Consider the following 22,853-nt stretch of genomic DNA (forward strand, 5'->3'; position numbering starts at 1 on the left):
GAGGATGACGAAGCGGATAGCGGTGCAGGCGCTGGTCTACCAGGCGAAGGCCAGCAGGAAGGCGCAGAGCACCAGCACGGTGCCGGCGAGGAGCATGTCGATCTTGCTCGGGCGCATGGGGGTGGCTCAGGTGACCTGGATGGCGATCCAGATCATGCACAGCGCGATCACCCAAAGGGCGACGCGCCCCCAGCGGGTGCGGCGCGCTTCCTCGCGGCCGATGGCGCGCGCGGTTTCGGGATCGAAGCGCAAACCGTTTTCTGCCATCTGATCGACCGCAATCGATAAACGCTCGGTGCGGGCGGCAAGCTCGGGCGCCTGGCGAGCGAGCGACACGGCCGCCTTCAAGCCGTCGCGCACATCGACCGCCATGCCCTTCGGGCCGAGATTGTCGCGGATCCAGTCGCCTACGACCGGCTCGGCCGCGCGCCACATGTTGAAGGCGGGATCGAGCGTGCGCGCGACACCTTCCACCACCACCATGGTCTTTTGCAGCAAAACGAGTTCGGGCCGCGTCTGCATGTCGAAGATCTCGGTGATCTCGAACAAAAGCGTCAGGAGCTTGGCCATCGAAATGGTTTCGGCGGGCTGGCCGTGGATAGGTTCGCCGATGGCGCGGATCGCTTGCGCGAAGGAGGCGACGTCGTGGTGATAGGGCACATAGCCCGCTTCGAAATGTACCTCGGCCACGCGGCGATAATCGCGGGTGATGAAGCCGTACAGGATCTCGGCGAGGAAGCGGCGTTCCTTCTTGCCGAGCCGTCCGGTGATGCCGAAGTCGACGGCCACCAGCGTGCCATCGGCTTCCACGAACAGGTTGCCCGGATGCATGTCGGCATGAAAGAAGCCGTCGCGCAGCGTGTGGCGCAGAAACGATTGGATCAGCGTTGTGGCGAGGGCGGGCAGATCGTGGCCGGCAGCGCGCACGGCCTCGACATTGTTGAGCTTGACGCCATCGATCCATTCGAGCGTCAGCACATCGCGCCCGGTGCGCTCCCAATCCACGTTGGGCACGCGGAAGCCCGGGTCATTGCGGGTGTTTTCGGCGATTTCGGACAGGGCGGCTGCTTCCAGCCGCAGATCCATCTCGATCTTGGTGGTCTGCGCCAGGGTCTGCGCGACCTCAACGGGCTTCAAACGGCGCGTGGCGCGGATGAACCGCTCCTGCAGCCGGGCGGCCAGAAAGAAGCTGTCGAGATCTTGGTGAAAGCGCTGGCGGATGCCGGGCCTGATCACCTTCACCGCAACTTTGCGGGCGCCGAGTGGATCCAGAATTTCGGCTGGATGCACCTGCGCGATCGAGGCTGCCGCCACTGGAGGATCGAGGCGGGCAAACAGGTCCGACACGGATCGGCCGAGCGATCCTTCGATCATCGCCTCCGCTTCCTTGCGGGGGAAGGTCGGCATCCGATCCTGCAACTGCGTCAGGTCGAGCGCGAGATCGCTGCCCACCACATCGGGACGCGTCGCCAGGAACTGGCCGAGCTTCACGTAGGAGGGCCCGAGAAGTTGCGTTGCGCGGATAAGGCGCTGGGCGCGTTCATCGGGGGCGCGGCGGCGTGCCAGAACCTGCGCCACGCGAAACCCGCGCGCGGGCATGCCTTCGAGATCCTGACCGGGAAGGGCTGCGAAAACGCCTTCGCGCAACAGGATCCAGCCGGCGCGAGCCAGGCGGAAATAAGCGGCGGGCGTGCTCATCGGATGCTCGCGATCAAAGCTTCCAGCCCGAATGCAGGGCTGCAATGCCGCCGGAATAATTGCGGTACGTCACGCGCTCGAAGCCGGCATCGCCGATCATGGTCGCGAAATTCTCCTGATTGGGGAACTTGCGGATCGATTCCACGAGATACTGGTAGGGCTCTCCATCGCCGGTGACGAGTCTGCCGATCGGCGGAATGGCCTTGAACGACCAGGCTTCATAGGCCTGTTCGAGGAAGGGCAGGTCGACCTCGGAAAACTCCAGGCAAAGAAGGCGGCCGCCGGGCTTGAGCACACGAAAGGCTTCCTTCAGCGCGACGTCGATATGGGGCACGTTGCGGATGCCGAACGCCACCGTATAGGCGTCGAACGTGCGGTCGGGGAAAGGCAGGCTTTCCGCGTTGGCTTCCACGAAGGTGCAGTTGTTCAAGAGGTTGCGCTTGGCGGCGCGGTCGCGGCCGACTTCCAGCATGGAGCCGTTGATGTCGAGCACGGTGGATTGCGCCATGCCGTCCGACGCGTCGATCACGCGAAACGCGATGTCGCCGGTGCCGCCGGCAACGTCGAGATGCGCAAAGGCGCGCGACCGCGGCGGGTTGAGCGCGGCCACCATCGCGTTCTTCCAGATGCGGTGCAGACCGGCCGACATCAGGTCGTTCATCACATCATAGCGCTGCGCGACCTTGTGGAAGACCTCGTTGACGCGGCCCTGCTTTTCACCATCGCCAACAGGCTGGAAGCCATAGGACTGGTTCATCTCGCCGGCGGCGGTGGCACGTTGGTCTGACATCAAATTTATCCCTTGAACCGACCCGACCATAGCCGAGCCATGATCGCAGCGCTACGTTTGGTGGCGCGATGAAGAGACGCGCCGGCCAACCAGAGATGGGGCCGGTGCCAGGAAAGGCGAATGGTCCCCAAAGCAGAATTGCATTGCCACATCGAGGGCGCCGCGTCTCCTGATCTGGTTCTCAAACAGGCGCAGAAGTATGGCAAGGACCTGTCCGCCTTTGTGGTGGACGGCGCGTTCGTGTGGGAGGACTTCACTGGTTTTCTTGCAGCCTATGACGCTGCCGCCGAGCTTTTCCGCACCGAAGACGATTATGCCAGGCTGGCCGAACACTACCTCTCGAGTCTTGCGCGCGACGGGGCGATCTATGCTGAGTTCTTCACCTCGCCCGATCATGCCCGCCGCGCAGGACTTTCGCCCGAAGCCTATACGGATGCTTTAGGCGAGGGCATGAAACGAGCGCAGGCCAAGACCGGCATCGAAAGCCGCATGATCGTGACCGGCGTGCGCCATTTCGGTGTGGAAAGCGTGGAAGCGGCGGCGCGGTTTGCGGCACGCTCGAAGCATCCGCTGGTGGCGGGCTTCGGCATGGCCGGCGACGAGCGCTTCGGCGACATCGAAGATTATGTGCGCGCCTTCGATTTCGCGCGCGAAGCAGGACTGGGCATCACCGTTCATGCCGGCGAGTTCTGCGGGCCGGAAAGCGTGGAAGCGGCACTCGATCATCTCAGCCCGTCGCGTATCGGCCATGGCGTTCGGGCCGTTGAGCGTATGGACTTGATGAAGCGCATCGCAGCGGAAGGCGTGGTGCTGGAATGCTGCCCGGGCTCCAACATCGCCCTTGGCCTGTATGACAGCTTCTCCAGCCATCCGCTCCCCGCTCTGCGCCGCGCGGGCGTCAAGGTGACGCTCAATTCCGACGATCCGCCGCATTTTCATACTTCGCTGGCCCGCGAATACGAGATCGCGCGCAGCGAGTTCAAACTGGACGACAAGGCGCTTCTCGGCCTCACCCGCACGGCGATCGAAGCGGCGTTCGTGGACCGCAAGACGAAGGCCGAGCTGCTGGCAAGGCTGGAGCCGAAGCGCCGCTGACCACGCGAAATATGTGGCTGAGGGGAAGCTTTCGGTTTCGCCGCAGGCGCGGGCTCGCTATGGTCGCGCCCACGTTGCGGTCGGAGTTCTTTGTTATGGGCGTCACAGTCGTCGATCACCCGCTTGTTCAGCACAAGCTCACCATCATGCGGTCCAAGGAAACCTCGACCGCAAGCTTCCGGCGGCTCCTGCGCGAGATTTCGCTGCTGCTTTGCTATGAAGTGACGCGCGATCTGGAGCTCACCACCCGCACCATCGACACGCCGATGCAGGAAATGGAAGCGCCGACGCTGGAAGGCAAGAAGCTGGTTTTCGCTTCGGTCCTGCGCGCCGGCAATGGTCTGCTCGACGGCATGCTCGACCTCGTGCCGGCAGCCCGCGTCGCGCATGTCGGCCTGTATCGCGACCATGAGACGCTCGAAGCGGTGGAATACTTCTTCAAGGCGCCGAGCGATCTCGAAAACCGACTGGTGATCGTGGTCGACCCGATGCTGGCGACCGCCAACTCCGCCGTTGCGGCTATCGACAAGCTGAAGGAGCGCGGCGCGACCAATCTGCGCTTCGTTTGCCTGCTGGCGGCGCCCGAAGGCATAGAGCGCTTCACAAAGGCGCATCCGGATGTGCCGGTGTTCACGGCGGCAATCGACGAAAAGCTCAACGAGCTGGGCTATATCGTGCCTGGTCTGGGCGACGCCGGCGATCGTTTGTACGGCACGAAGTAAGCCAAGCTTAACCCTTCAACCAAGTCGGCCGCATTCCTTAACGCACCTCTTTGCCCGGTTGTGCCACACCGGGCGCCGAGAGGTGCGTCATGATCCGCCTGGCCGTTACCGCTGGCTTGTTGATCGCCGCCGCCGTGGCGGTGCCGATGGTCTATGAGTCCAATCCGGATGCTGTTCTGCGCTTGTTCGGTGGCCGGCGAAACGCCGTGCAGGTAACGGGTGCTGCGGCCGATGACGGCAACACAAGCGGCGCGCCGCAGAACCGCCGCGTGCTGATCCCGGCCAATCGTGCCGGCCATTACGTCGCCAGCTTCAAGCTGAACGGCCGGTCTGTGGAGGCGGTGATCGACACCGGCGCCAGCCTCGTTGCGATCAACGAAACCACCGCACGCCGCATCGGTGTTTCCGTGAAGCCAGCCGATTTCAGACATCAGGTGCAAACCGCCAACGGCCAGACAGCAGCGGCTGCAGCAACCATCCGCGAGCTTCAGATCGGCCGCATCATTGCCCGCGACGTGCCGGCGGTTGTGCTGAACGACAAGGCGCTGTCTTCCACCCTGATCGGCGTCAGCTTTCTCCAACGCCTCGCCCGCTGGCATGTGGATGGCGACGGCATGGTGCTGGAACAGTAGCAATTCGATGCAACCTGAGCGCGAACATTTCGCTTTCGCGCGTGCATGGCCTCAGCTAGAACAGGAACAGGGCAGAAGCAGACGCGCCAGCCAGCGGCGTACCGGAGGGGATAAGCCCCTTCGGCCGAGGCAACGGCTTTGTCCTGAACTGGAGGTGAGCGATGGTTCTTCCCATCATCACCCTGGAAGTACGAAAGACCCGGAGCGGCTGGCTTGTTCGCTTCCGGGTCTCATTCGTAACGTTCTAGGCAACGGGGTCGGGAGTTACAGCTCCCGGCTCCACTCCAGAAATATAACATCGCGTTTCGCCCTTCGCCAGCCCTCGGTTTCCTACACCCCAATCCGCCGCAAAATGACCTTTCCAGGTTTTGGTCTGGACGGTCCGATCGCATAAGCGGCCTGCAAGGCAGCAGCGCCGGCTTCTGCTTGATCGGCGGTTCGTGCATGCACGAAACCGAGCGGATCGCCTGGTCTGATCTCCGTGCCAACGGGCGCAAGTTCGGTGAAGCCGACGGACGGGTCGACCGGATCGTCCGGCATTGTGCGGCCGCCGCCGAGATTGATCACGGCAAGCCCGATGTCGCGCGTGGCGATGCCCGTGACGAAGCCGGTGGCTTGCGCTTCCACGGGACGGATAACCGGTGCCTTTGGCAGATGATCGGCGGTGCGATCGAGGAAATCCCGCGGACCGCCGAGAGCCGCTACCATCCGCCCGAAGCGCTCGGCGGCGGCACCGCTTTGAAGCGCCTGGGTAGCCTGGGCGAGACCGGAGCTTTGTGTCGGGGCCAGTCTGGCGAGCACCAGCATTTCGGCGGCGAGCGCCAGTGTGACCTCAATCAGGCGGACGTTGCGACGGCGGCCGGTAAGACAATCGACGGCGGCGGCGACTTCCACCGCGTTGCCGGCGGCGTCCGCCAGCGGCTGGTCCATGTCGGTGATCAAGGCGGAAGCGGGCAGGCCGGCGGTTGTTGCAACATCCACCAGGCTTTGGGCGAGGTCCCGTGCATCACGTGCGCGCGCCATGAAGGCGCCGTTGCCGAGCTTCACGTCGAGCACGAGCCCGTTCAGCCCGGCGGCGAGCTTCTTGGACAGGATGGATGCGGTGATCAGCGGCACGGACTCGATCGTCGCCGTCACGTCGCGCACCGCATAGAAGCGCTTGTCGGCAGGGGCCAGCGCGGTGGTCTGGCCGATGATGGCGCAGCCGCTGTCGCGCACGGTGGAGCGAAACAGGCTCGTGTCGGGCTCGCTCGCATAACCGGGAATGGCGTCCATCTTGTCGAGCGTGCCGCCGGTATGGCCGAGGCCGCGGCCGGAAATCATCGGCACATAAGCGCCGCAGGCTGCGAGGATCGGGGCCAGCACCAAAGAAACCGTGTCGCCCACGCCGCCGGTGGAATGCTTGTCGACGGTGGGGCCGGGAAGGTCGGACCAATGCAGCACATCGCCGGAATCGCGCATGGCGAGCGTCAGCGCGACCGCTTCCTCGCGGTTCATGCCGTTGAGGAGGATCGCCATGGCGAGCGCCGCAATCTGGCCTTCCGAGATGGTATTGTCGGTTATACCGGACACAAAGGCTCGGATATCGGCAGGCCCGAGCGGAAAACCATCGCGCTTGCGGGCAATGACCTCCTGCGCCAGCACGGTCACGCCGCCGGTGCGGAAAAGCCGCCGGTGGCAAACAGGTGGCGCAGGATGGACGCGAGCTTGGCGCCGCCCAGGGGCGCGACATCCTTGGTTTCGCCATGCGACAGCTCGGCTTGGCTTAGCCCGGCGGCGAGATTGGTGATCACCGAACAGGCCGCGACTTCCAAGCCGAGAAAGCGGGCCAGAATGACTTCGGGCACGGTCGACATGCCGATGGCGTCGGCACCCAGAGTGCGCGCCATGCGGATCTCGGCAGGCGTTTCGAAGGAAGGGCCGGAAAACCACATATAGATGCCGTGATGCAGTTCGACCTGAACGGCGTCAGCCGCCGATCGAAGTCGATCGCACATCTCCCGGTTGTAGGCGGCAGTGAGGCCAACGAAGCGGCGATCGGTCGGCTCGCCGATCAGCGGGTTGAGGCCGGAAAAGTTGATATGGTCGCTGATCATCATCACCGATCCCGGTGGCATGTCGGGATGAAGCGAGCCGGCGGCATTGGTGAGAAACAGATGCGTGACGCCGAGCGCGGCCAGCGTTTCGAGGGCGGGCCGCATCGCGGCGGCGTCGCCCTGTTCGTAATAATGAGCGCGGCCGGCTAGAAACAGCACGGGTTGACCGGCAAAGGTGCCGGCAACAACGGCGCCGGCATGTCCGCTGACGCCGCTTGGGGGAAAGCCGTCGAGGTCGGCATACGGAATGCGGATGGCGTTCTCCACCTCGTCGATCAGCCCGCCGAGGCCTGAGCCGAGCACCACGGCAACGGTCGGCGCAAGGCCGTTCAGTTGTTGGCGCAGATGCTCGGCCGCATGGGTCATTTCAGCAGATCGGCGCGGAAGCCGAGCGGCAGGATCTCACCCATCGTGACGGTCTTCGTGACCCCGTTCTGGTCGCACAAATGCAGCCTGGTGTCGGGGCGGGTAAACTCGGCCAGGCGCTGACGACAGCCGCCGCAGGGCGTGATCTCGTCCATGCGCTCGGCAACAACCGCGATCTCGTCGATCGGGCCGCCGCCGGCCATATGCCAATGGCCGAGCATGGTGGTTTCGGCGCACCAGCCCTCGGGATAGGAGGCGACTTCCATATTGGCGCCGGCAAAGATCTGGCCGTCCGATGTGCGCAGGGCCGCGCCCACCGGAAACTTGGAATAAGGCACATAGGCCTTTTCCATCACCGCGCGGGCGGCATCGAACAGCTCACTCGTGGCAGACACGGGATCAGCGCTCCTTCACATAAGGCACGCCGCCAGCGCGCGGCGGGATGGCCTTGCCGATAAAGCCGGCAAGCAGAATAACGGTGAGGATGTAAGGCAGCGCCTGCATGAACTGCACGGGCACGCGGCCAACGAGCGGCAGCGGCGTGCCCTGAAGGCGGATCGACAAAGCGTCGAGGAAGCCGAACAGAAGGCAGGCGAACATCACCGGCACCGGCTTCCACTTGGCGAAGATCAGGGCTGCCAGCGCGATATAACCGCGGCCGGCCGTCATGTCCTTGACGAAGCCGGCATTCATGGCGAGCGCGAGATAGGCACCGGCCGCGCCCGACAGGACGCCGGTGCAGATCACGGCGCGATACCGCAGCCATGGCACGGAAATGCCGGCCGTATCAACCGCCGCCGGGTTTTCGCCGACCGCGCGCAGACGCAAACCGAAGCGCGTGCGGTAAAGCACCCACCAGGTGAAGGGCACCATCAGAAAGGCGAGATAAACCAGGATGGAATGGCCGGAAATCAGGTTGGAATAGATCGGCCCGAGGATTGGAACATCGCGCACGGCATCTGCGCCGGGCAGGGTGATCTCGTTGAAGCGCGCGTCACCGCCCACAGTCGGCGTGCGGCCGCCTTGCGAGAACCAGGCTTGGCCCAGAATGATGGTGGAGCCGGCGGCGATGAAGTTGATCGCGACGCCCGACACGATCTGGTTGCCGCGATGGGTAATGGAGGCAAAGCCGTGCACGAGCGCCAGTGCCACGGCAACGAGCACCGCCATTCCGAAGCCCGCCCAGGCCGATCCGGTGATATAGGCGGCAGCGCCGGCGGCAAAGGCGCCGGCCAGCATCTTGCCTTCCAGGCCGATGTCGAAGATGCCGGCGCGTTCGGAATAAAGGCCGGCCAGGGCTGCAAGAAGCAGCGGGATCGACAGGCGCACCGTTGAATCGAGCACGGTGATGAGGGTGGCGAAGAACTCCATCACGCACGACCCTCGTTTGGCGAAACAGAGGATCTGCCTGCGCCGAGACTTGCAAAGAAGGTCTGGATCGCCGGGCGGAACATGTGTTCGAGCGCGCCCGCAAACAGGATCACCAGACCCTGGATCACCACGATCATGTCACGGCTGATCGCGGGCATCTCGAAGGCGATTTCCGCGCCGCCCTGATAAAGCATGCCGAACAGGATCGCGGCCGGCACGATGCCGACGGGATGCGAGCGCCCCATCAGCGCCACCGCAATGCCGACGAAGCCTGCGCCCGTCACGAAATCGAGCTGCAACCGGTTCTGCGCGCCCATCACAGGGTTGAGCGCCATCATGCCGGCAAGCGCGCCGGAGATCATCATGGTGATGATGATGATGCGGGCTTCACCGATACCGGCATAGCGCGCGGCCTTGGGCGAATGGCCTTGGGTGCGGATTTCATAGCCGAGCTTGGTGCGCCAGATCAGCACCCAGACGCCGAAGGCGGCGAGCAGAGCCAGCAGGAAGGAAATGTTGAAAGGAGCGGAGCGGATCTTCGCGCCGAACAGTTCGATGATCCAGTTGAGCTTCGGCAGCTGGGCGCCCTCGGCAAAGGCACGCGTTTGCGGCGCCATCTGGCCGAGCGGCTTCAACACGTCGACCAGCAGATAGACCATGAGACTGGCGGCGATGAAGTTGAACATGATCGTCGTGATGACGATGTGCGAACCGCGCTTGGCCTGGAGGTAAGCCGGAATCAGCGCCCAGAGCGCGCCCGCCAGTCCCGCGCCGATCACGGCCAGCGGGAAGTTCACCCACCAGGGAAACACGCCATCGAGGTTGAGGGCCACCAGCACGACGCCGAGGCCGCCGACATAGGCCTGGCCTTCGCCGCCGATGTTGAACAGCCCGCCGTGAAAGGCCACCGCGACGGCGAGGCCGGTGAAGATGAAGCTCGTGGCGTAAAACAAGGTATAGGCGATGTTCTGTCCCCGCCCGAACGCGCCTTCCACCATGATCGCGGCCGCGCGCAACGGGCTTTCGCCGACGAGCAGCACGACGAGGCCGGCGACCGCAAAGGCGACGATGAGGTTGATGAGCGGAATCAGGCCGTAATCAACCCAGCGCGGGAGCTTGGCGTAGGGAACGCTCATGGCAGGGCCTCGATCACGGTCTGCGTCGTCGAGATCTGCGCATATTCGCCCTCAAGGATCGCCAGGGTCAGGGCATGAACGTCCTCGGCGGTCCAGTGGCGACCGTTGCGGTCGGTCCGGTCGACGCTTGCCACCGCATCGTCGGGAATGATGACCTCGAAGCCAAGATTGCCGGCCATGCGGACCGTTGCTTCCACCGAGTTCTCCAGCAGCACGCCCGTGACGATCAGCTGGCGGATCTGCAGTTCGTCGAGCACATCCACGAGATCCGTTCCGATAAAGGCGCTGTTGGTGCGCTTGTCGATCACGGCTTCGCCGGGAATGGGGGCGACGATCTCCTTGAAGTCGTTACCCGGCGTTCCCGGCCGGTAGGGCGAGGTCGCGCTCGTGGAATCGTGGCGAATATGAACAACCGGCAGCCGCCTGGCGCGCCAGGCTTCGAGAAGCAGCGCGATCCGGTCTTCCACATGGGGCTGGCCGCGCCGGCCCCAGACGGGATCGTCGATTGCGTTCTGCATATCGATTACGAGAAGAGCAGGCGTGCTCATGCCGCGGCCTCCGGGGCGTGCTTGTAGCGCGCAAGCCGCTCGGACAGTGTGCCCGTGTGCAGTTCGAACATGTGGTTGTCCAGGTCGTAGAAATAAAGGGAACGGCCTTCGCCTTCCACGCGCGGGCGCGGCGGGCGGATGTCGAGGCCGAGCCGTTCCACGCGCTGAACGTAGAGGTCGAAGTCAGCGTCATCGATCTTGAAAGCGACGTGATTGTAAGTGCGGGTCGGCAGCGGATCGCCTTCCATGATGGCGATCCAGAGCTCGCCGATCAGGAAGAATTTCTCGCGTGAAACCGAGAACGTGTCGTCGCCGCTGCTATAGATCTCGCGCGCATCCATCACCTCGGTCAGGATGGTGGTCATGCGCTCCAGATCGCTGACGATAAAGGTCATGTGCGACAGGCCCTGGATCATTCCGCAGCCTCTCGGCCTTCCACGCCAGCCATCAGAAGGCCAAGCTCGCCTTCATCCGCTTCGCCTTCGCGCTCGCCGACGATGCGGCCGTCGAACATCACGAGGATGCGGTCGGACAGGGAGCGGATTTCGTCGAGCTCGACGGAAACGAGCAGCACGGCCTTGCCGGCGTCGCGCATGGCGATGAGGCGTTTGTGGATGAATTCGATGGCGCCGACATCGACGCCGCGCGTGGGCTGGCCGACGATGAGGACGCCGGGATCTTTCTCGATCTCGCGGGCCAGCACGATCTTCTGCTGGTTGCCGCCGGAAAAGTTCGCCGTTTTCAGATGCGGATTGGCCGGGCGAATGTCGTAGTCGCGGATCTTTTCTTCCGCATCGGCCTGAATGGCGGCGCGGTTCAGGAAGGGACCGGAGAGATACTTCTTCTGATCGTGGTAGCCGAGAATGGCGTTTTCCTGTTCCTCATAGGCAAGCACGAGGCCGACATGGTGGCGGTCTTCCGGCACATGGGCGAGGCCGCGGTCGCGAAGCTCGCCGGGATCGGCCGTGCCGGTGACGTCGATCGGCTGGTTGTCGAGGAGGACTTTGCCGGACACGGCCTTGCGCAGACCGGCAATGGTTTCGATCAGCTCGGACTGGCCGTTGCCGGCGACGCCCGCAATGCCGACGATCTCGCCGGCGCGGACATCGAAGGACACGTTCTTTACCATCTCGACGCCGCGTCCATCGCGCACGGTCAGGTTGTCGACCGACAGCTTCACCGCGCCGGGATTGGCGGCACCCTTTTCGACGCGCAGGAGGACGCGGCGGCCGACCATGAGTTCGGCCAGTTCCTCGACGGTGGTGTCGGCGGTTCTGCGCGTCGCCACGATCGTGCCCTGGCGCATCACCGACACATTGTCGGTGATCGCCATGATCTCGCGCAGCTTGTGGGTGATGAGGATGACGGTTTTGCCTTCTTCCTTCAGCCGAGCCAGGATGCGGAAAAGGTGGTCGGCTTCGGCTGGCGTCAGAACGCCGGTGGGCTCGTCCAGAATGAGAATGTCGGCGCCGCGATACAGCGCCTTCAGGATTTCCACGCGCTGCTGCAGGCCGACGGCCAAGTCTTCGACGAGGGCGTCCGGATTGACCTCGAGCCCATATTCGCGCTCCAGCCGCTGCAACTCGGCACGGGCCTTGGCGATGCTGGTCTTGAGAAGAGCATTGCCTTCCGCGCCGAGGATGATGTTTTCCAGAACGGTGAAGTTGTCGACCAGCATGAAGTGCTGGTGCACCATGCCGATGCCGCTCGCGATCGCATCGTTGGGCGTCTTGATGGCGGCCTTGGTTCCGTTGACGAGGATGTCGCCTTTGTCGGCCTGATAGAAGCCGTAGAGGATCGACATCAGCGTCGACTTGCCTGCGCCGTTCTCACCGATAATGCCGTGGATGGTGCCGCGGGGAACGTCGAGATGAATGTCGCGATTGGCGTGGACGGGTCCAAAGCTCTTGTTGATGCCGATGAGCTGGATCGCGGCGTTCGCCATGCGTGGTTCCTGTTTCCGGATGGTTCTTGTTATCAGGGATGGCCGCTGATGGCGACTGTTCCGTCATGCCCCGCCGGACGGGCTTGACGGTTCACTCTCGACAAATGCGGAGCGGATTGTCAATTTCCATCCCATGACAATTCAAAGCTTCCGCTTCCACACCGCTCCCTCCATCATCTTCGAACCCGGCAGCGCCGCCCGTTTGGGCGACATCGCCGCGCCGCGCCTGGGCAAGACGATCCTGTTCGTGACCGATCCCGGTTTGCGCAAGCTTGGTCTTTGCGATCCCGCGCTGAAATCGCTGGAAGCCAGCGGCGTGGCGGTCATTGTTTTCGATCAGGTGGAGGCCGATCCGTCGCGCAAAACGCTGGAAGCGGCGGTGAGTGCCGGGCGCGATGCGCGTGTGAGCGGCGTGATTGGCTTCGGCGGCGGATCGTCGCTCGATGTCGCCAAGCTCGCAGCCCTGCTGCTGGGCTCCAACGAGGACCTCGACCAGGCCTGGGGTGTCGCACAGGCAAAAGGCCCGCGTTTGCCGCTGATCCTGGTGCCGACCACGGCTGGAACAGGCTCGGAGGTGACGCCGGTTTCGATCATCACGGTGGGCGAGGAAGAAAAGCGCGGCGTGTCCTCGCCGCTTCTGCAGCCCGATATCGCGCTGCTCGACCCCGATCTGACGCTCGGCCTGCCGCCGGCGATCACGGCGGCGACGGGCATCGATGCCATGGTGCATGCGATCGAGGCCTTTGCGTCCACCAACGCCAACAACAATCCGGTTTCGAAGACGCTGGCGCGCGAAGCCCTGCGCTTGCTTGGCGCCAATATCGAGCGGGCGGTGCGCAATGGATCGAACGCGGAAGCGCGTTCGGCGATGCTGCTGGGCTCCATGCTGGCCGGTCAGGCCTTTGCCAATTCGCCGGTGGCTGCCGTTCACGCGCTGGCCTATCCGATCGGCGGCACGTTTCATGTGCCGCATGGCCTGTCCAACGCGCTGGTTCTGCCCGAAGTGCTGCGCTTCAACGCCGTGGAAGCACCGGCACCTTATGCCGGGATTGCTGCCGACGCCTTTCCGGAGCTTGCCGAGATCACCGAAACGGAAAACAAGACGGCGGCCTTTATCGCGGCGCTGGCGGATCTTTCGAAGCGTTTGGGATTGCCGCAGCGTTTGCGCGATGTCGGCATCACCGAAGCCGATCTGCCGAAGCTTGCAGCCGACGCGATGAAGCAACAGCGCCTGCTCGTCAACAATCCGCGCCCGGTCAGCGAAAGCGATGCCCTGGCGATCTACAAGGCCGCGTTTTGATGGCGCAGGGCGGTTCGCGCGAGGCCTACAAGACCTTTCGCGCCATTCCCACCCGCTGGATGGACAACGACATCTACGGCCACATGAACAATGTCGTGCATTATTCCTTGTTCGACACGGCGGTGAATGGCTGGCTGATCGAAGGGGGCGTGCTCGACATCCATGAGGGCGACCAGATCGGCCTCGTGGTGGAAACCGGGTGCCGCTATTTCGGCGAGATCGCCTTTCCCGACGTGGTGCATGCCGGACTGCGCGTTGCCAAGCTTGGGACATCCTCCGTGCGCTATGAAGTCGGCCTGTTTCGCAACAACGAGCCGACCGCTGCGGCGGAAGGCTTTTTCGTGCATGTTTATGTCGATCGCCAGACACGGCGGCCCAAGCCGCTGAACGATCGCCTGCGCGCCACTTTGGAGACCATCGCCTCATGACTGCGAGTGACCAGGAGCGCATCGTCGATCTCGAACGGATCGCGGCCGAGCAGGATCACGTCATCCAGGAATTGTCGGGCGAGATCGCCGAGCAATGGAAGGTGATCGAGGGCCTGCGCAAGAAGCTTTCCACCCTGACCGACCGCTTTCTCGAGCTGGAAGAACAAACGGCACCGGAGATCCCCGTGACCAGACCGCCACACTGGTGAAACTGAACATTTGTTCAGGAACCAGTTCGCCAGCCTACCGTTATCTGTCTGTCACAAATGAAGTTGGCGGACACTCCGATGATCGAAGACTGCAGAGAGATCGACGCGACCGACCGGTCGTTGGCTGTTCTCGCGCCGCGATCAACGCGTGGTCCAGCCTGGAATGAAGCAGCGCCGCGCGGCGAAGTGGTGGCCTTCCGCAGCCGCGGTCCGATCGATCCAGCCAGCCTTCGCGGCGCCGATTGTTCGACACCCACCACCGTCGATGGCGAATGGCGCCGACGCACCGACGGCCTCAAGCAGCTCGGACAGCGCAAGACCCGCGTCCTGCGCATGATGTGGCCGGCCAATGATCGCGGGCGCAAACCGACCGCCGAGATAAAGAGCACCATTCCCCTGCATATTCTGACAGGCGCCGTTGCAGCCTTTGGCGCAGGTCTCGTGCTGGCAGGCATCGGCAGCCTCGTAACCCATCCGGAACTGGCGCCGGCGCTGGCAGGCTGGCTCCAGTAATCACGGAATGGACCTGCCGATCAGGCAGAGCGATCATCCATAATCAAAAAAGCCGCCGGAGAGCATCCGGCGGCTTTTTTTGTTGGCCGTTAAGGCCGATCAATACGGGCAGGTGTTGTCCGACATGTAGTCGTGCACTTCGATTGCGCCCGAAACGATGTCTGCCTTGGCCTTTTCGACCGCAGCCTTCATTTCTTCCGTGACGAGCTTCTCGTTGTTCTCGTCCATGGCGTAATCGACGCCGCCTTCCTTGATGCCGAGCACGTTGGTGCCGGCCTTGAAGGTGCCGTTCTTGGCGTCGTTGAAGGCGTTGTAAACGGCGACGTCCACGCGCTTGACCATGGAGGTCAGCATCTGGCCGGGATGCAGCATGTTCTGGTTGGAATCGACGCCGATGCCGAGCTTGCCGGCATCCGCAACGGCCTGCAGCACGCCGATGCCGGTGCCGCCGGCAGCATGATAGATCACGTCCGCGCCCTGGCCTATCTGCGACTTGGCGATCTCGCCGCCCTTCGTTGGATCGTTCCAGGCAGCCGGCGTGTCGCCGGTGTAGTTCTGGATCACGTCCGTGGCACCCGCAGACTTCGCGCCGCCGACATAACCGCAATCGAACTTGCGGATCAGCGGAATGTCCATGCCGCCGACAAAGCCGACCTTCTTGGACTGGGACGCCTGCGCGGCCATGATGCCGACGAGGTAGGAGCCTTCCTGTTCCTTGTAAACGACCGACTGGACGTTCGGCGCATCCACCACCGCGTCGATGATGGCGAAGTTCACTTCAGGGAATTCGGGGGCGATGGTCTCGAGCGTCGAGGTCCAGGCGAAGCCGATTGCGACGATCGGGTTGCGGCCGTCTTCGGCGAAGCGGCGCACGGCCTGTTCGCGCTGGGCTTCGTTCGAAATCTCGAACTCGACGTAATCGATGCCGGTCTCGCCCTTGAACTTCTCGGCGCCATGATAGGACGATTCGTTGAAGGACTTATCGAACTTGCCGCCGAGATCAAACAACAGCGCCGGCGCAACCTCTTCCTGCGCCAAAGCGGGTACGCTCAGCGCCGTTGCGGTCAGCAGGCCTAGAAGGAAGGATTTCATCGTGTCGGCACCCCTGTTTGTTTTGTTTAACTGACAGCCACGAACTCTTTTCAGCCAGGCTGACGGATCGCGACCGGTAACAGGGTCAACGCCCCGCTTGAACGCCAATGTTGCACGCGAAGACCTGAATTTCACGCGCAATTTTGGCCTGATGAGGGGATGGTGAGCAGAACCTTCCCGGTTCTGCTCGCAACGAGCGGTTACTCGGCCGCCTGTTCCATGCCGACGCATTCGACGCCGGTGCCGCGCAGGTTGCAATAACCGCCGGGGTTCTTGGCGAGATATTGCTGGTGCTCTTCTTCGGCGAAGTAAAACACCGGAGCCGGCTCGATCTCGGTGGTGATCTCACCCAGGCGCGACTGCGACAGGCCCTGCTGATAGGCCGTGCGCGACGCGATCGCCGCCTGCAGCTGCGCGTCGGTCGTGGCATAGATCGTGGAGCGATAGGTCGTGCCGACATCGTTGCCCTGGCGCATGCCTTGCGTCGGATCATGGTTTTCCCAGAAGATCTTCAGCAGTTCGGGGAAGGTGATCTTGGCCGGATCATACACCACACGCACCACCTCGGCCTGGCCGGTGAGGCCGGTGCAGGTTTCGCGATAGGTCGGGTTAGGCGTGATGCCGCCGGCATAACCGACCGAGGTCAGATAAACGCCGGGCGTCTGCCAGAACAGGCGCTCGGCGCCCCAGAAGCAGCCCATGCCGAAGTAAACCGTTTCCAGCCCATCGGGCAATTCGCCCTTGAGCGGAATGTGCGAGACATAATGCTCGTGCGCGGTGGGGATCGGTTGCTCGCGGCCGGGCAGCGCATTGTCGGCCGTTGGCATTGCGGTCTTCTTGTTCAGGAGATCGGTAATGGAAAACATAGGTTATGCCTTTCCTTTCGGGATGCAGCGGTCCACCGCGGCATCATCGGTCAATCTGTGTTGGTCGTGCCGTGAACGCACAACGCGTCAGGCCGTGCCTGCGATCCGTCCAAGCGGCGGCTTTGGTTTGGCGCCGAGCGCGTAGAACAAAAGCGCGATTAGGCCGAACACAACAAAGCCGGGCAGGTTGAGCACCGGCAGAAGGATCCAGTCCCACCAGGCCGCGCCCATCTGTGTCTGCACCCAGTTCTGCGCCGCTTCTGCACCGGCTGGTGCCGTTTGCAGCCAGCTCGTGATCAAGGGCGTGACTTGAAGCGCCGACGCCGCGATGCTTCTTGCCGCGTCGCCAACCGCCAGGATCACGGCTAATGCGAGCGCAAGGGCCGAGGCCAGGCGGAATGCGAAGCGGATGGGGCGCAACGGAGGCTCCGGCAGTGCGTTTCAGGTGTTGCCTAGAGATAAGCATGGCAGCGGCTTCGCGCAATGTCGGCATCAAAGCGACGGGCCGTCATGGGCGCTGGATCAAGAAGGCTGAACAGAACGCATCGAAGACCCTTGGCATTCGCCGGTTAATCGACTAGGAAGCGCGCGTCCTCGGCGTTGCGCATCACGGTGCCGGTTGTCGAGGGCCGTGGAGAGGTGGCCGAGTGGTTGAAGGCGCACGCCTGGAAAGTGTGTATACGGGGAACCGTATCGGGGGTTCGAATCCCCCTCTCTCCGCCAGAATTCTGCCTCGTGCGATTTGGCACGCATGGCCCTTTTTGAAGCAGTTCTTTTCGTTTTCCTTCACATCATTCCAGTCCCGCCGGCGCGTTGAGGCGAGGACGGCTTTGTTCGTCTTGAAAGAAGTTCCATGCAGTCCACAAAGACGTTTACCATCCATGTTCTGATGGCGATCATCGCCATCGTGGTCCTTCTGGTGATGCCGTTCCTGACCAACTCGGAGGAAATGCGCATTTTCTACATCAGCGAAGGCGGGCCGGTTCAGATCTTCTCGGCGGCCGGTTATGTCGTGGTGATCGTGCTTCTGATGCGCGAGATGAGCTGGGCCGACCTGTCCGAAAACTGGCCGCTGGTGATCGTGCCGCTCGCCATGTGCCTGCGCGAAATGGATTTCCACGCCCATTTCACCACCTACAGCATCACCAAGACGACGCTCTACGTATCGCCGGATGTGCCGATCGTCGAAAAGCTGTTCGGTGCTCTGGTGTTCATCCTGCTTGGCATCACTGCGGTTGCGCTGGTGAACAAATACTGGCGCGCTTTTCTAGCAGGCCTGCGCCAGATGCAGCCCGTTGCCATGGCCGTGCTGGCCGGCGCGATCTGCGCGGTGCTGTCGAAGGTGCTGGACGGCGCGTCCTCCAATCTTCAGGTGATCGGCATCGATGTGCAGCCGACCTATTTTTCGGTTGTGGCCGAGGAAGTGCTGGAGCTGGGTATTCCGATGTTCTTCGCGATCGCCGTGTTCGCCGCTTTCCCCGCACGCGGATCGCTGCGCCGGGTTTGAAGGCGCGCAGTTGCCAGCGTGGGCCAAGGAACGCTAAGCCAGTCGAAGCATGATCAATCCCGGTTCCGCGGGTCTTTGCGGGGAACCGGATGGCTTCGAGAGTGACACGGATGGCGATTGAACAGCGGCTCCAGAACAAGCGCATCCTCTTGATCGTCGGCGGTGGGATTGCCGCCTACAAGGCGCTCGACCTCATTCGCCGTCTGCGCGAACGCGGCGCATCGGTGCGGGCTGTGATGACAGCGGCTGCCCAGCAGTTCGTGACGCCGCTGGCCGTCGGTGCGCTGACGGCCGATCATGTGTTCACCGATCTGTTCGACCGCCAGGACGAGCAGGATGTCGGGCATATCCGGCTGGCGCGCGACTGCGATCTGATCGCGGTGGTGCCGGCAACCGCCGATCTGATGGCGAAGCTTGCGCATGGCCATGCCAACGATCTCGCTTCCGCCGTGCTTCTGGCGACAACCAAGCCCGTTCTGATGGCGCCGGCCATGAACCCGGCGATGTGGAGCCACCCTGCGACGCGGCGAAACCGCGACACGCTTTCGGGGGACGGCATCCATTTCATAGGCCCCAACAAGGGCGAGATGGCGGAAAAGAACGAAGCGGGCGAGGGGCGCATGGCCGAGCCGCTGGAGATCGTTTCCGAAATCGAAAACCTGCTGGATGGCGGGCCGAAGCCGCTGGCGGGACGCCGCATCATCGTGACCTCCGGCCCGACGCATGAGCCGATCGACCCGGTGCGCTATATCGCCAACCGCTCGTCCGGCAAGCAGGGGCACGCAATCGCCGCAGCGCTGGCGCGGCTGGGTGGCGATGTGCAGCTCGTGTCTGGACCAGTCACCCTTCCCGATCCGGCTGGCGTTCACACCACCCATGTCGAAACGGCGCGGGAGATGAAAGACGCGGTGGAAGCGCTGTTGCCGGCGGATGCGGCGGTGATGGTGGCGGCTGTTGCGGATTGGCGCACGGATACGCAGGCCGATCAGAAGATCAAGAAGGGCGCTGGCGGTCCGCCGACGCTTGCCATGGTTGAGAACCCAGACATTCTGGCCGGCATCGGCAGACATGCCCGCCGGCCCTTTCTTGTGGTCGGCTTTGCCGCCGAAACGCAGGATGTGAGCGAGAACGCCACAACCAAGCTCGATCGCAAGGGCGCCGATTTCATCGTCGCCAACGATGTCTCTGTCACAAGCGGCGTCAATGAAGGCGGCGTGATGGGCGGAACACGCAACCGCGTGAAGATCGTCAGCCGTTCCGGCATCGAGGAATGGCCGGAAATGGACAAGGCCCAAGTCGCCGAGCGCTTGGCCCAACTCATTGCACGCCGGCTGGACTCGATCACCGTTTGAGGGGATGCGGCCTTCGCCCATGAAAAAAGCCGGACGCTCGCGCATCCGGCTTTTTAGCCTTGGGAGGCCTTTTCGGGTTTAAGCGGAAGGCTGCTTGGTCTTGCGGAGATAGGGCAGCACGCGCTCGAAGGAGCCGAACTTTTCGTTGGCTTCATCATCCGACACGGCGGCGGTGATGATGACATCGTCGCCGTTCTTCCAGTTGGCGGGTGTCGCGACCTTGTGCTTGGCGGTGAGCTGGATCGAATCCAGCGCGCGCAGGATCTCGTCGAAGTTGCGGCCGGTGGTCATCGGATAGGTCAGGATCAGCTTGACCTTCTTGTCCGGGCCGATGACGTAAACCGAACGCACGGTGGCGTTGTCGGCCGGCGTGCGGCCCTCCGAGCTTTCGCCGCTATCGGCCGGCAGCATGTCGTAGAGCTTGGCGACGTTGAGATCCTTGTCGCCGATCAGCGGATAATCCACGGAATAGCCGGTGGCCGTGGTGATGTCTTCCTTCCACTGGGCGTGGCTTTCCACCGGATCGATCGAGATGCCGATGATCTTGACGTTGCGCTTGGCGAACTCGTCCTGAAGGCCGGCCATCGTGCCGAGCTCGGTGGTGCAGACCGGCGTGAAGTTCTTGGGATGCGAGAACAGGATCGCCCAGCCGTCGCCGATCCAGTCATGGAAATGGATCGTGCCCTTGGTTGTTTCGGCCGTGAAATCCGGGGCGGTGTCGTTGATACGAAGGCTCATGCGGGCTTCCCTTGACGATTGGCGTGGCGGACAGGTTAGCAACTGATCATAGTGCGGTTGGCTGAAAGGGCGAGGCAGAATTCTGCGCGCCGGCGGCTGGCCTGGAAGAAACCATCTGCGAGGAGTGGCTCCGTTGGAATGTCGTTTCCGATGGCTCGCGGGTTTAAGGATCGTATGGGAGGGGCTGCTGCTCGATGGCCGGATCTGGCATAAGACCAGGAGCAAGGGAGGATCGGATGGCTGGAACAATCGAACGCACGACGTTCGGCGTCTTGAAGGATGGCCGCAGCGTGGACTGCATCAGGCTTGCGCAGGACGGCGGACTTGATGTGCGCATCATCACGCTGGGTGCGGCGGTGCAGGCGCTGTTCGTGCCGGATGCGGGAGGCATGATGGCCGACGTCGTGCTCGGCTATGACGATCCGGAAGATTATCGGGTCAAACGGCAGTTCTTCGGTGCAACGATCGGCCGTTTTTCTAACCGCATCGCGGGCGGTCGCTTCGAGCTGGACGGCAAGGTGATCCACATCGCCACCAATGAAGGCAAGAACGTCCTGCATGGGGGACCGGAAGGGTTCGACCAGAAGCTCTGGACAATCGAGGATCTGGGCACCGAGCCGGAGCCGTTTGTTCGTTTGGGTCTGGTGAGCCCGGATGGCGACCAGGGCTTTCCCGGCGAGGTCACGGCCACTGTCACCTATCGGCTGACGAACCCAGGTGAACTGTCGATGCGCTACGAAGCAACGAGCGATCGCACCACCGTCATCGGCATGACCCATCACGGCTATTTCAATCTGGGCGGCGTCGAGCATCTGCGAAGTGTGCTGGATCACCGTCTGCAGATGCCGGCCGACCATTATCTGGCGGTGGCGAGCGACCTCATTCCCGAAGAAAGCCCCCGTTCGGTAGCGGATACGCTGTTCGACTTCCGGGAGGCCAAGCCGATCATGCGCGATCTGCGCACGGCGGATGACCAGCTGCTCACCACGAAAGGCTATGACCACTGCTTTTGTTTAGCCGACAAGCCGCACCAGGCCCCGCGTCTGGCGGCCCGGCTTCACCATCCGGCGAGCGGCCGCGTGATGGAGCTGCATTCCGACCAGCCCGGGCTGCAGTTTTATTCCGGCAACATGCTGAACGCCGGTGTGGCCGGCAAATACGGGCAGATCGCGCGGCAGGGCGATGCGCTTTGTTTGGAACCGCAGTCCTGGCCGAATGCGCCCAACCGGCCGGATTTCCCGAGCGCGCGGCTGGAGGCCGGCGAAACCTATCGCCATCAATCGATCTACCGCTTTTCCGCGCAGGCACCCGATCTCGGATAAGCGCTTGGCGCATAATGCCGCAAGGCCGGGTGATGCTGTCGCCCGGCGACCCCTTGTGCTAAGAGCCAGGCCGATGATCGACGGCAGCATCAAACGGCAAAAGGTCGGGGCGCTTTGTCTGGCGCTCTTGCTGGCATGCGCGGTGCTGCTGCAGTTCACGCTCGGCGCCTTTGCCGCCGGCGCGATGACGTCCGGTCCGCAGCGCGACATTTTCGGCAATCTGCTTTGCCTGAGCGAAGGCGGTGAACACAACCGCACGGCCGATCATGGCGCCGTGCCGGCTTGTTGCAGTGCAGGTTGCTTGTTCGCGTCCATCGCCTCGGCGCCGCCGCCGCAGCATGGCTGGGTAAGTCCCGTTTTGATTGCGGCCCGGCTCGAACAGGGCTTTGCTGCAACACCCATCCGGCTGACGAACGATCTTTATGCCCATCGCCCGCGTGGACCTCCGATTTCGGCCTGAGACCAACCGCTTCTCAGTTTCAACAAGGCGCACACATGCGCTCCAATCGGATCTTCCATCATGACCCTGTTTTCATTGTCGCCACTGCGCGCAGCCGGCCTCGGTGCGGCCCTTCTGCTTGCCGCCAGCCCCTTCGCTTCCGCCCACGAATACAAGGCCGGTTCGCTCGAGATCGGCCATCCCTGGTCGCGCGCCACGCCGCCCGGCGCCAAGGTTGCGGCCGGTTACCTTTCGATCAAGAACACCGGTGACACGGCCGACCGCCTCGTGTCCGTGACGTCCGCCATTTCCGACAAGGGCGAGATCCACCAGATGTCGGTGGATTCGAACACCGGCGTCATGACGATGCGCCCGGTCGATGGTGGTGTCGAAATTCCGGCCGGCGAAACGGTGACGCTGGAGCCGGGTGGCTATCATCTGATGTTTGTGGGCCTGAAGCAGCCGGCCAAGAAGGGCGAGGGCTTCGAGGGCACGCTCACATTCGAAAAGGCCGGCTCGGTCGAGGTGAAGTATGCCGTGGAAGCCATCGGCGGAAAGCCGGGTGGCAAAATGGACCATGGCGCGATGGATCATGGCGCGATGGACCATGGTTCAATGGATCATGGTACCATGGATAAGGACGCCATGGATAAAGGCGCGGGCGATCACAGCACCCACGCCAAGTAGC

26 protein-coding genes and 1 tRNA gene are annotated in these 22,853 nt (G+C 63.1%); 13 read left to right on the forward strand and 14 right to left on the reverse strand.

Annotated features, from left to right (window positions below):
* Nucleotides 1-126: 126 nt before the first annotated feature.
* Entirely contained in the window at nt 127-1,698 is a 1,572-nt protein-coding gene (ubiB, locus tag JYU29_RS00210; protein WP_213982791.1) for a 2-polyprenylphenol 6-hydroxylase, read from the reverse strand.
* 13 nt (nt 1,699-1,711) lie between these two features.
* Complete coding sequence (gene ubiE / locus JYU29_RS00215) at nt 1,712-2,488, reverse strand: bifunctional demethylmenaquinone methyltransferase/2-methoxy-6-polyprenyl-1,4-benzoquinol methylase UbiE (protein ID WP_213982792.1); 777 nt, start codon at nt 2,486-2,488, stop codon at nt 1,712-1,714.
* Between the two features lie 120 nt (nt 2,489-2,608).
* Here ubiE and JYU29_RS00220 point away from each other — a divergent pair, with 120 nt between their 5' ends.
* The 3 genes from JYU29_RS00220 (at nt 2,609) to JYU29_RS00230 (ending at nt 4,937) form a co-directional block, all read left to right on the forward strand.
* Nucleotides 2,609-3,583, forward strand: coding sequence for an adenosine deaminase (locus JYU29_RS00220; protein WP_213982793.1), 975 nt, complete (start codon nt 2,609-2,611; stop codon nt 3,581-3,583).
* 95 nt (nt 3,584-3,678) lie between these two features.
* Nucleotides 3,679-4,305 carry a uracil phosphoribosyltransferase gene (gene upp / locus JYU29_RS00225; protein WP_213982794.1) on the forward strand — a complete coding sequence of 209 codons (627 nt, stop codon included), beginning with the start codon at nt 3,679-3,681 and terminating at the stop codon, nt 4,303-4,305.
* Between the two features lie 89 nt (nt 4,306-4,394).
* A complete protein-coding gene (locus tag JYU29_RS00230) occupies nt 4,395-4,937 on the forward strand; it encodes a retropepsin-like aspartic protease family protein (RefSeq protein WP_213982795.1) in 543 nt (180 codons plus the stop codon).
* A gap of 330 nt (nt 4,938-5,267) precedes the next feature.
* Here the strand turns inward: JYU29_RS00230 and deoA are convergent, their stop codons facing one another.
* From deoA to JYU29_RS00270, 8 genes are read right to left on the reverse strand one after another with little or no spacing between them, the layout of a single operon-like run.
* Complete coding sequence (deoA, locus tag JYU29_RS00235) at nt 5,268-6,581, reverse strand: thymidine phosphorylase (protein ID WP_213984166.1); 1,314 nt, start codon at nt 6,579-6,581, stop codon at nt 5,268-5,270.
* Nucleotides 6,582-6,583: 2 nt separating this feature from the next.
* Nucleotides 6,584-7,399: a purine-nucleoside phosphorylase gene (locus tag JYU29_RS00240; RefSeq protein ID WP_213982796.1), complete on the reverse strand. Its 816-nt coding sequence runs from the start codon at nt 7,397-7,399 to the stop codon at nt 6,584-6,586.
* The gene (locus JYU29_RS00245; RefSeq protein WP_347879825.1) at nt 7,396-7,794 is read right to left on the reverse strand and encodes a cytidine deaminase; all 399 of its coding nucleotides are present in this window, start codon (nt 7,792-7,794) and stop codon (nt 7,396-7,398) included. Before JYU29_RS00245 ends, JYU29_RS00240 begins: the two co-directional genes overlap by 4 nt.
* Before the next feature lie 4 nt (nt 7,795-7,798).
* Complete coding sequence (locus JYU29_RS00250) at nt 7,799-8,770, reverse strand: ABC transporter permease (protein WP_213984168.1); 972 nt, start codon at nt 8,768-8,770, stop codon at nt 7,799-7,801.
* Nucleotides 8,770-9,906, reverse strand: coding sequence for an ABC transporter permease (locus tag JYU29_RS00255; protein WP_213982797.1), 1,137 nt, complete (start codon nt 9,904-9,906; stop codon nt 8,770-8,772). The genes JYU29_RS00250 and JYU29_RS00255 overlap by 1 nt, the downstream gene beginning before the upstream one ends.
* Nucleotides 9,903-10,454, reverse strand: a complete 552-nt coding sequence (locus JYU29_RS00260; RefSeq protein WP_213982798.1) for a cysteine hydrolase family protein — start codon at nt 10,452-10,454, stop codon at nt 9,903-9,905. Before JYU29_RS00260 ends, JYU29_RS00255 begins: the two co-directional genes overlap by 4 nt.
* Nucleotides 10,451-10,870, reverse strand: coding sequence for a FosX/FosE/FosI family fosfomycin resistance hydrolase (gene fosX / locus JYU29_RS00265; RefSeq protein ID WP_213982799.1), 420 nt, complete (start codon nt 10,868-10,870; stop codon nt 10,451-10,453). Before fosX ends, JYU29_RS00260 begins: the two co-directional genes overlap by 4 nt.
* Complete coding sequence (locus JYU29_RS00270) at nt 10,867-12,399, reverse strand: ABC transporter ATP-binding protein (protein ID WP_213982800.1); 1,533 nt, start codon at nt 12,397-12,399, stop codon at nt 10,867-10,869. Before JYU29_RS00270 ends, fosX begins: the two co-directional genes overlap by 4 nt.
* Before the next feature lie 139 nt (nt 12,400-12,538).
* Between JYU29_RS00270 and JYU29_RS00275 the strand changes: the two genes are divergently transcribed.
* The 4 genes from JYU29_RS00275 to JYU29_RS00290 all read left to right on the forward strand — a co-directional run bounded on the left by JYU29_RS00275 (nt 12,539) and on the right by JYU29_RS00290 (nt 14,849).
* Nucleotides 12,539-13,699 carry an iron-containing alcohol dehydrogenase gene (locus JYU29_RS00275; RefSeq protein WP_213984169.1) on the forward strand — a complete coding sequence of 387 codons (1,161 nt, stop codon included), beginning with the start codon at nt 12,539-12,541 and terminating at the stop codon, nt 13,697-13,699.
* The gene (locus JYU29_RS00280) at nt 13,699-14,127 is read left to right on the forward strand and encodes an acyl-CoA thioesterase (protein WP_213982801.1); all 429 of its coding nucleotides are present in this window, start codon (nt 13,699-13,701) and stop codon (nt 14,125-14,127) included. The genes JYU29_RS00275 and JYU29_RS00280 overlap by 1 nt, the downstream gene beginning before the upstream one ends.
* The gene (locus tag JYU29_RS00285) at nt 14,124-14,336 is read left to right on the forward strand and encodes a SlyX family protein (RefSeq protein WP_213982802.1); all 213 of its coding nucleotides are present in this window, start codon (nt 14,124-14,126) and stop codon (nt 14,334-14,336) included. Before JYU29_RS00280 ends, JYU29_RS00285 begins: the two co-directional genes overlap by 4 nt.
* 78 nt (nt 14,337-14,414) lie before the next feature.
* A complete protein-coding gene (locus JYU29_RS00290; protein WP_213982803.1) occupies nt 14,415-14,849 on the forward strand; it encodes a hypothetical protein in 435 nt (144 codons plus the stop codon).
* Between the two features lie 99 nt (nt 14,850-14,948).
* On the opposite strand, the gene JYU29_RS00295 is transcribed toward JYU29_RS00290, so the two are convergent.
* From JYU29_RS00295 to JYU29_RS00305, 3 genes are all read right to left on the reverse strand, one after another.
* The gene (locus JYU29_RS00295; protein WP_213982804.1) at nt 14,949-15,941 is read right to left on the reverse strand and encodes a BMP family lipoprotein; all 993 of its coding nucleotides are present in this window, start codon (nt 15,939-15,941) and stop codon (nt 14,949-14,951) included.
* Between the two features lie 200 nt (nt 15,942-16,141).
* Nucleotides 16,142-16,807 (reverse strand): peptide-methionine (S)-S-oxide reductase MsrA, encoded by a 666-nt coding sequence (gene msrA, locus JYU29_RS00300; protein WP_213982805.1) that lies wholly within the window; start codon nt 16,805-16,807, stop codon nt 16,142-16,144.
* A gap of 87 nt (nt 16,808-16,894) precedes the next feature.
* Nucleotides 16,895-17,227, reverse strand: a complete 333-nt coding sequence (locus tag JYU29_RS00305) for a hypothetical protein (protein ID WP_250157119.1) — start codon at nt 17,225-17,227, stop codon at nt 16,895-16,897.
* A gap of 213 nt (nt 17,228-17,440) precedes the next feature.
* On the opposite strand from JYU29_RS00305, the gene JYU29_RS00310 reads away from it, so the two are divergent.
* From JYU29_RS00310 to coaBC, 3 genes are all read left to right on the forward strand, one after another.
* Nucleotides 17,441-17,530: transfer RNA gene (locus tag JYU29_RS00310), tRNA-Ser, on the forward strand.
* A 130-nt stretch (nt 17,531-17,660) separates the two neighbouring features.
* Nucleotides 17,661-18,314: a hypothetical protein gene (locus tag JYU29_RS00315; protein WP_213982806.1), complete on the forward strand. Its 654-nt coding sequence runs from the start codon at nt 17,661-17,663 to the stop codon at nt 18,312-18,314.
* Between the two features lie 110 nt (nt 18,315-18,424).
* Nucleotides 18,425-19,666: a bifunctional phosphopantothenoylcysteine decarboxylase/phosphopantothenate--cysteine ligase CoaBC gene (gene coaBC, locus JYU29_RS00320; RefSeq protein ID WP_213982807.1), complete on the forward strand. Its 1,242-nt coding sequence runs from the start codon at nt 18,425-18,427 to the stop codon at nt 19,664-19,666.
* Between the two features lie 78 nt (nt 19,667-19,744).
* Here coaBC and JYU29_RS00325 read toward each other — a convergent pair whose 3' ends face one another.
* Nucleotides 19,745-20,404: a peroxiredoxin gene (locus JYU29_RS00325; RefSeq protein WP_213982808.1), complete on the reverse strand. Its 660-nt coding sequence runs from the start codon at nt 20,402-20,404 to the stop codon at nt 19,745-19,747.
* Nucleotides 20,405-20,640: 236 nt separating this feature from the next.
* Here JYU29_RS00325 and JYU29_RS00330 point away from each other — a divergent pair, with 236 nt between their 5' ends.
* The 3 genes from JYU29_RS00330 to JYU29_RS00340 all read left to right on the forward strand — a co-directional run bounded on the left by JYU29_RS00330 (nt 20,641) and on the right by JYU29_RS00340 (nt 22,852).
* The gene (locus JYU29_RS00330; protein ID WP_213982809.1) at nt 20,641-21,726 is read left to right on the forward strand and encodes an aldose epimerase family protein; all 1,086 of its coding nucleotides are present in this window, start codon (nt 20,641-20,643) and stop codon (nt 21,724-21,726) included.
* A gap of 73 nt (nt 21,727-21,799) precedes the next feature.
* Nucleotides 21,800-22,186 (forward strand): hypothetical protein, encoded by a 387-nt coding sequence (locus tag JYU29_RS00335; protein WP_213982810.1) that lies wholly within the window; start codon nt 21,800-21,802, stop codon nt 22,184-22,186.
* A gap of 60 nt (nt 22,187-22,246) precedes the next feature.
* Entirely contained in the window at nt 22,247-22,852 is a 606-nt protein-coding gene (locus JYU29_RS00340; protein WP_213982811.1) for a copper chaperone PCu(A)C, read from the forward strand.
* Nucleotide 22,853 lies beyond the last annotated feature (1 nt).

The sequence above is a fragment of the Tianweitania aestuarii genome, from assembly GCF_018457165.1.
Lineage (GTDB): Bacteria > Pseudomonadota > Alphaproteobacteria > Rhizobiales > Rhizobiaceae > Tianweitania > Tianweitania aestuarii.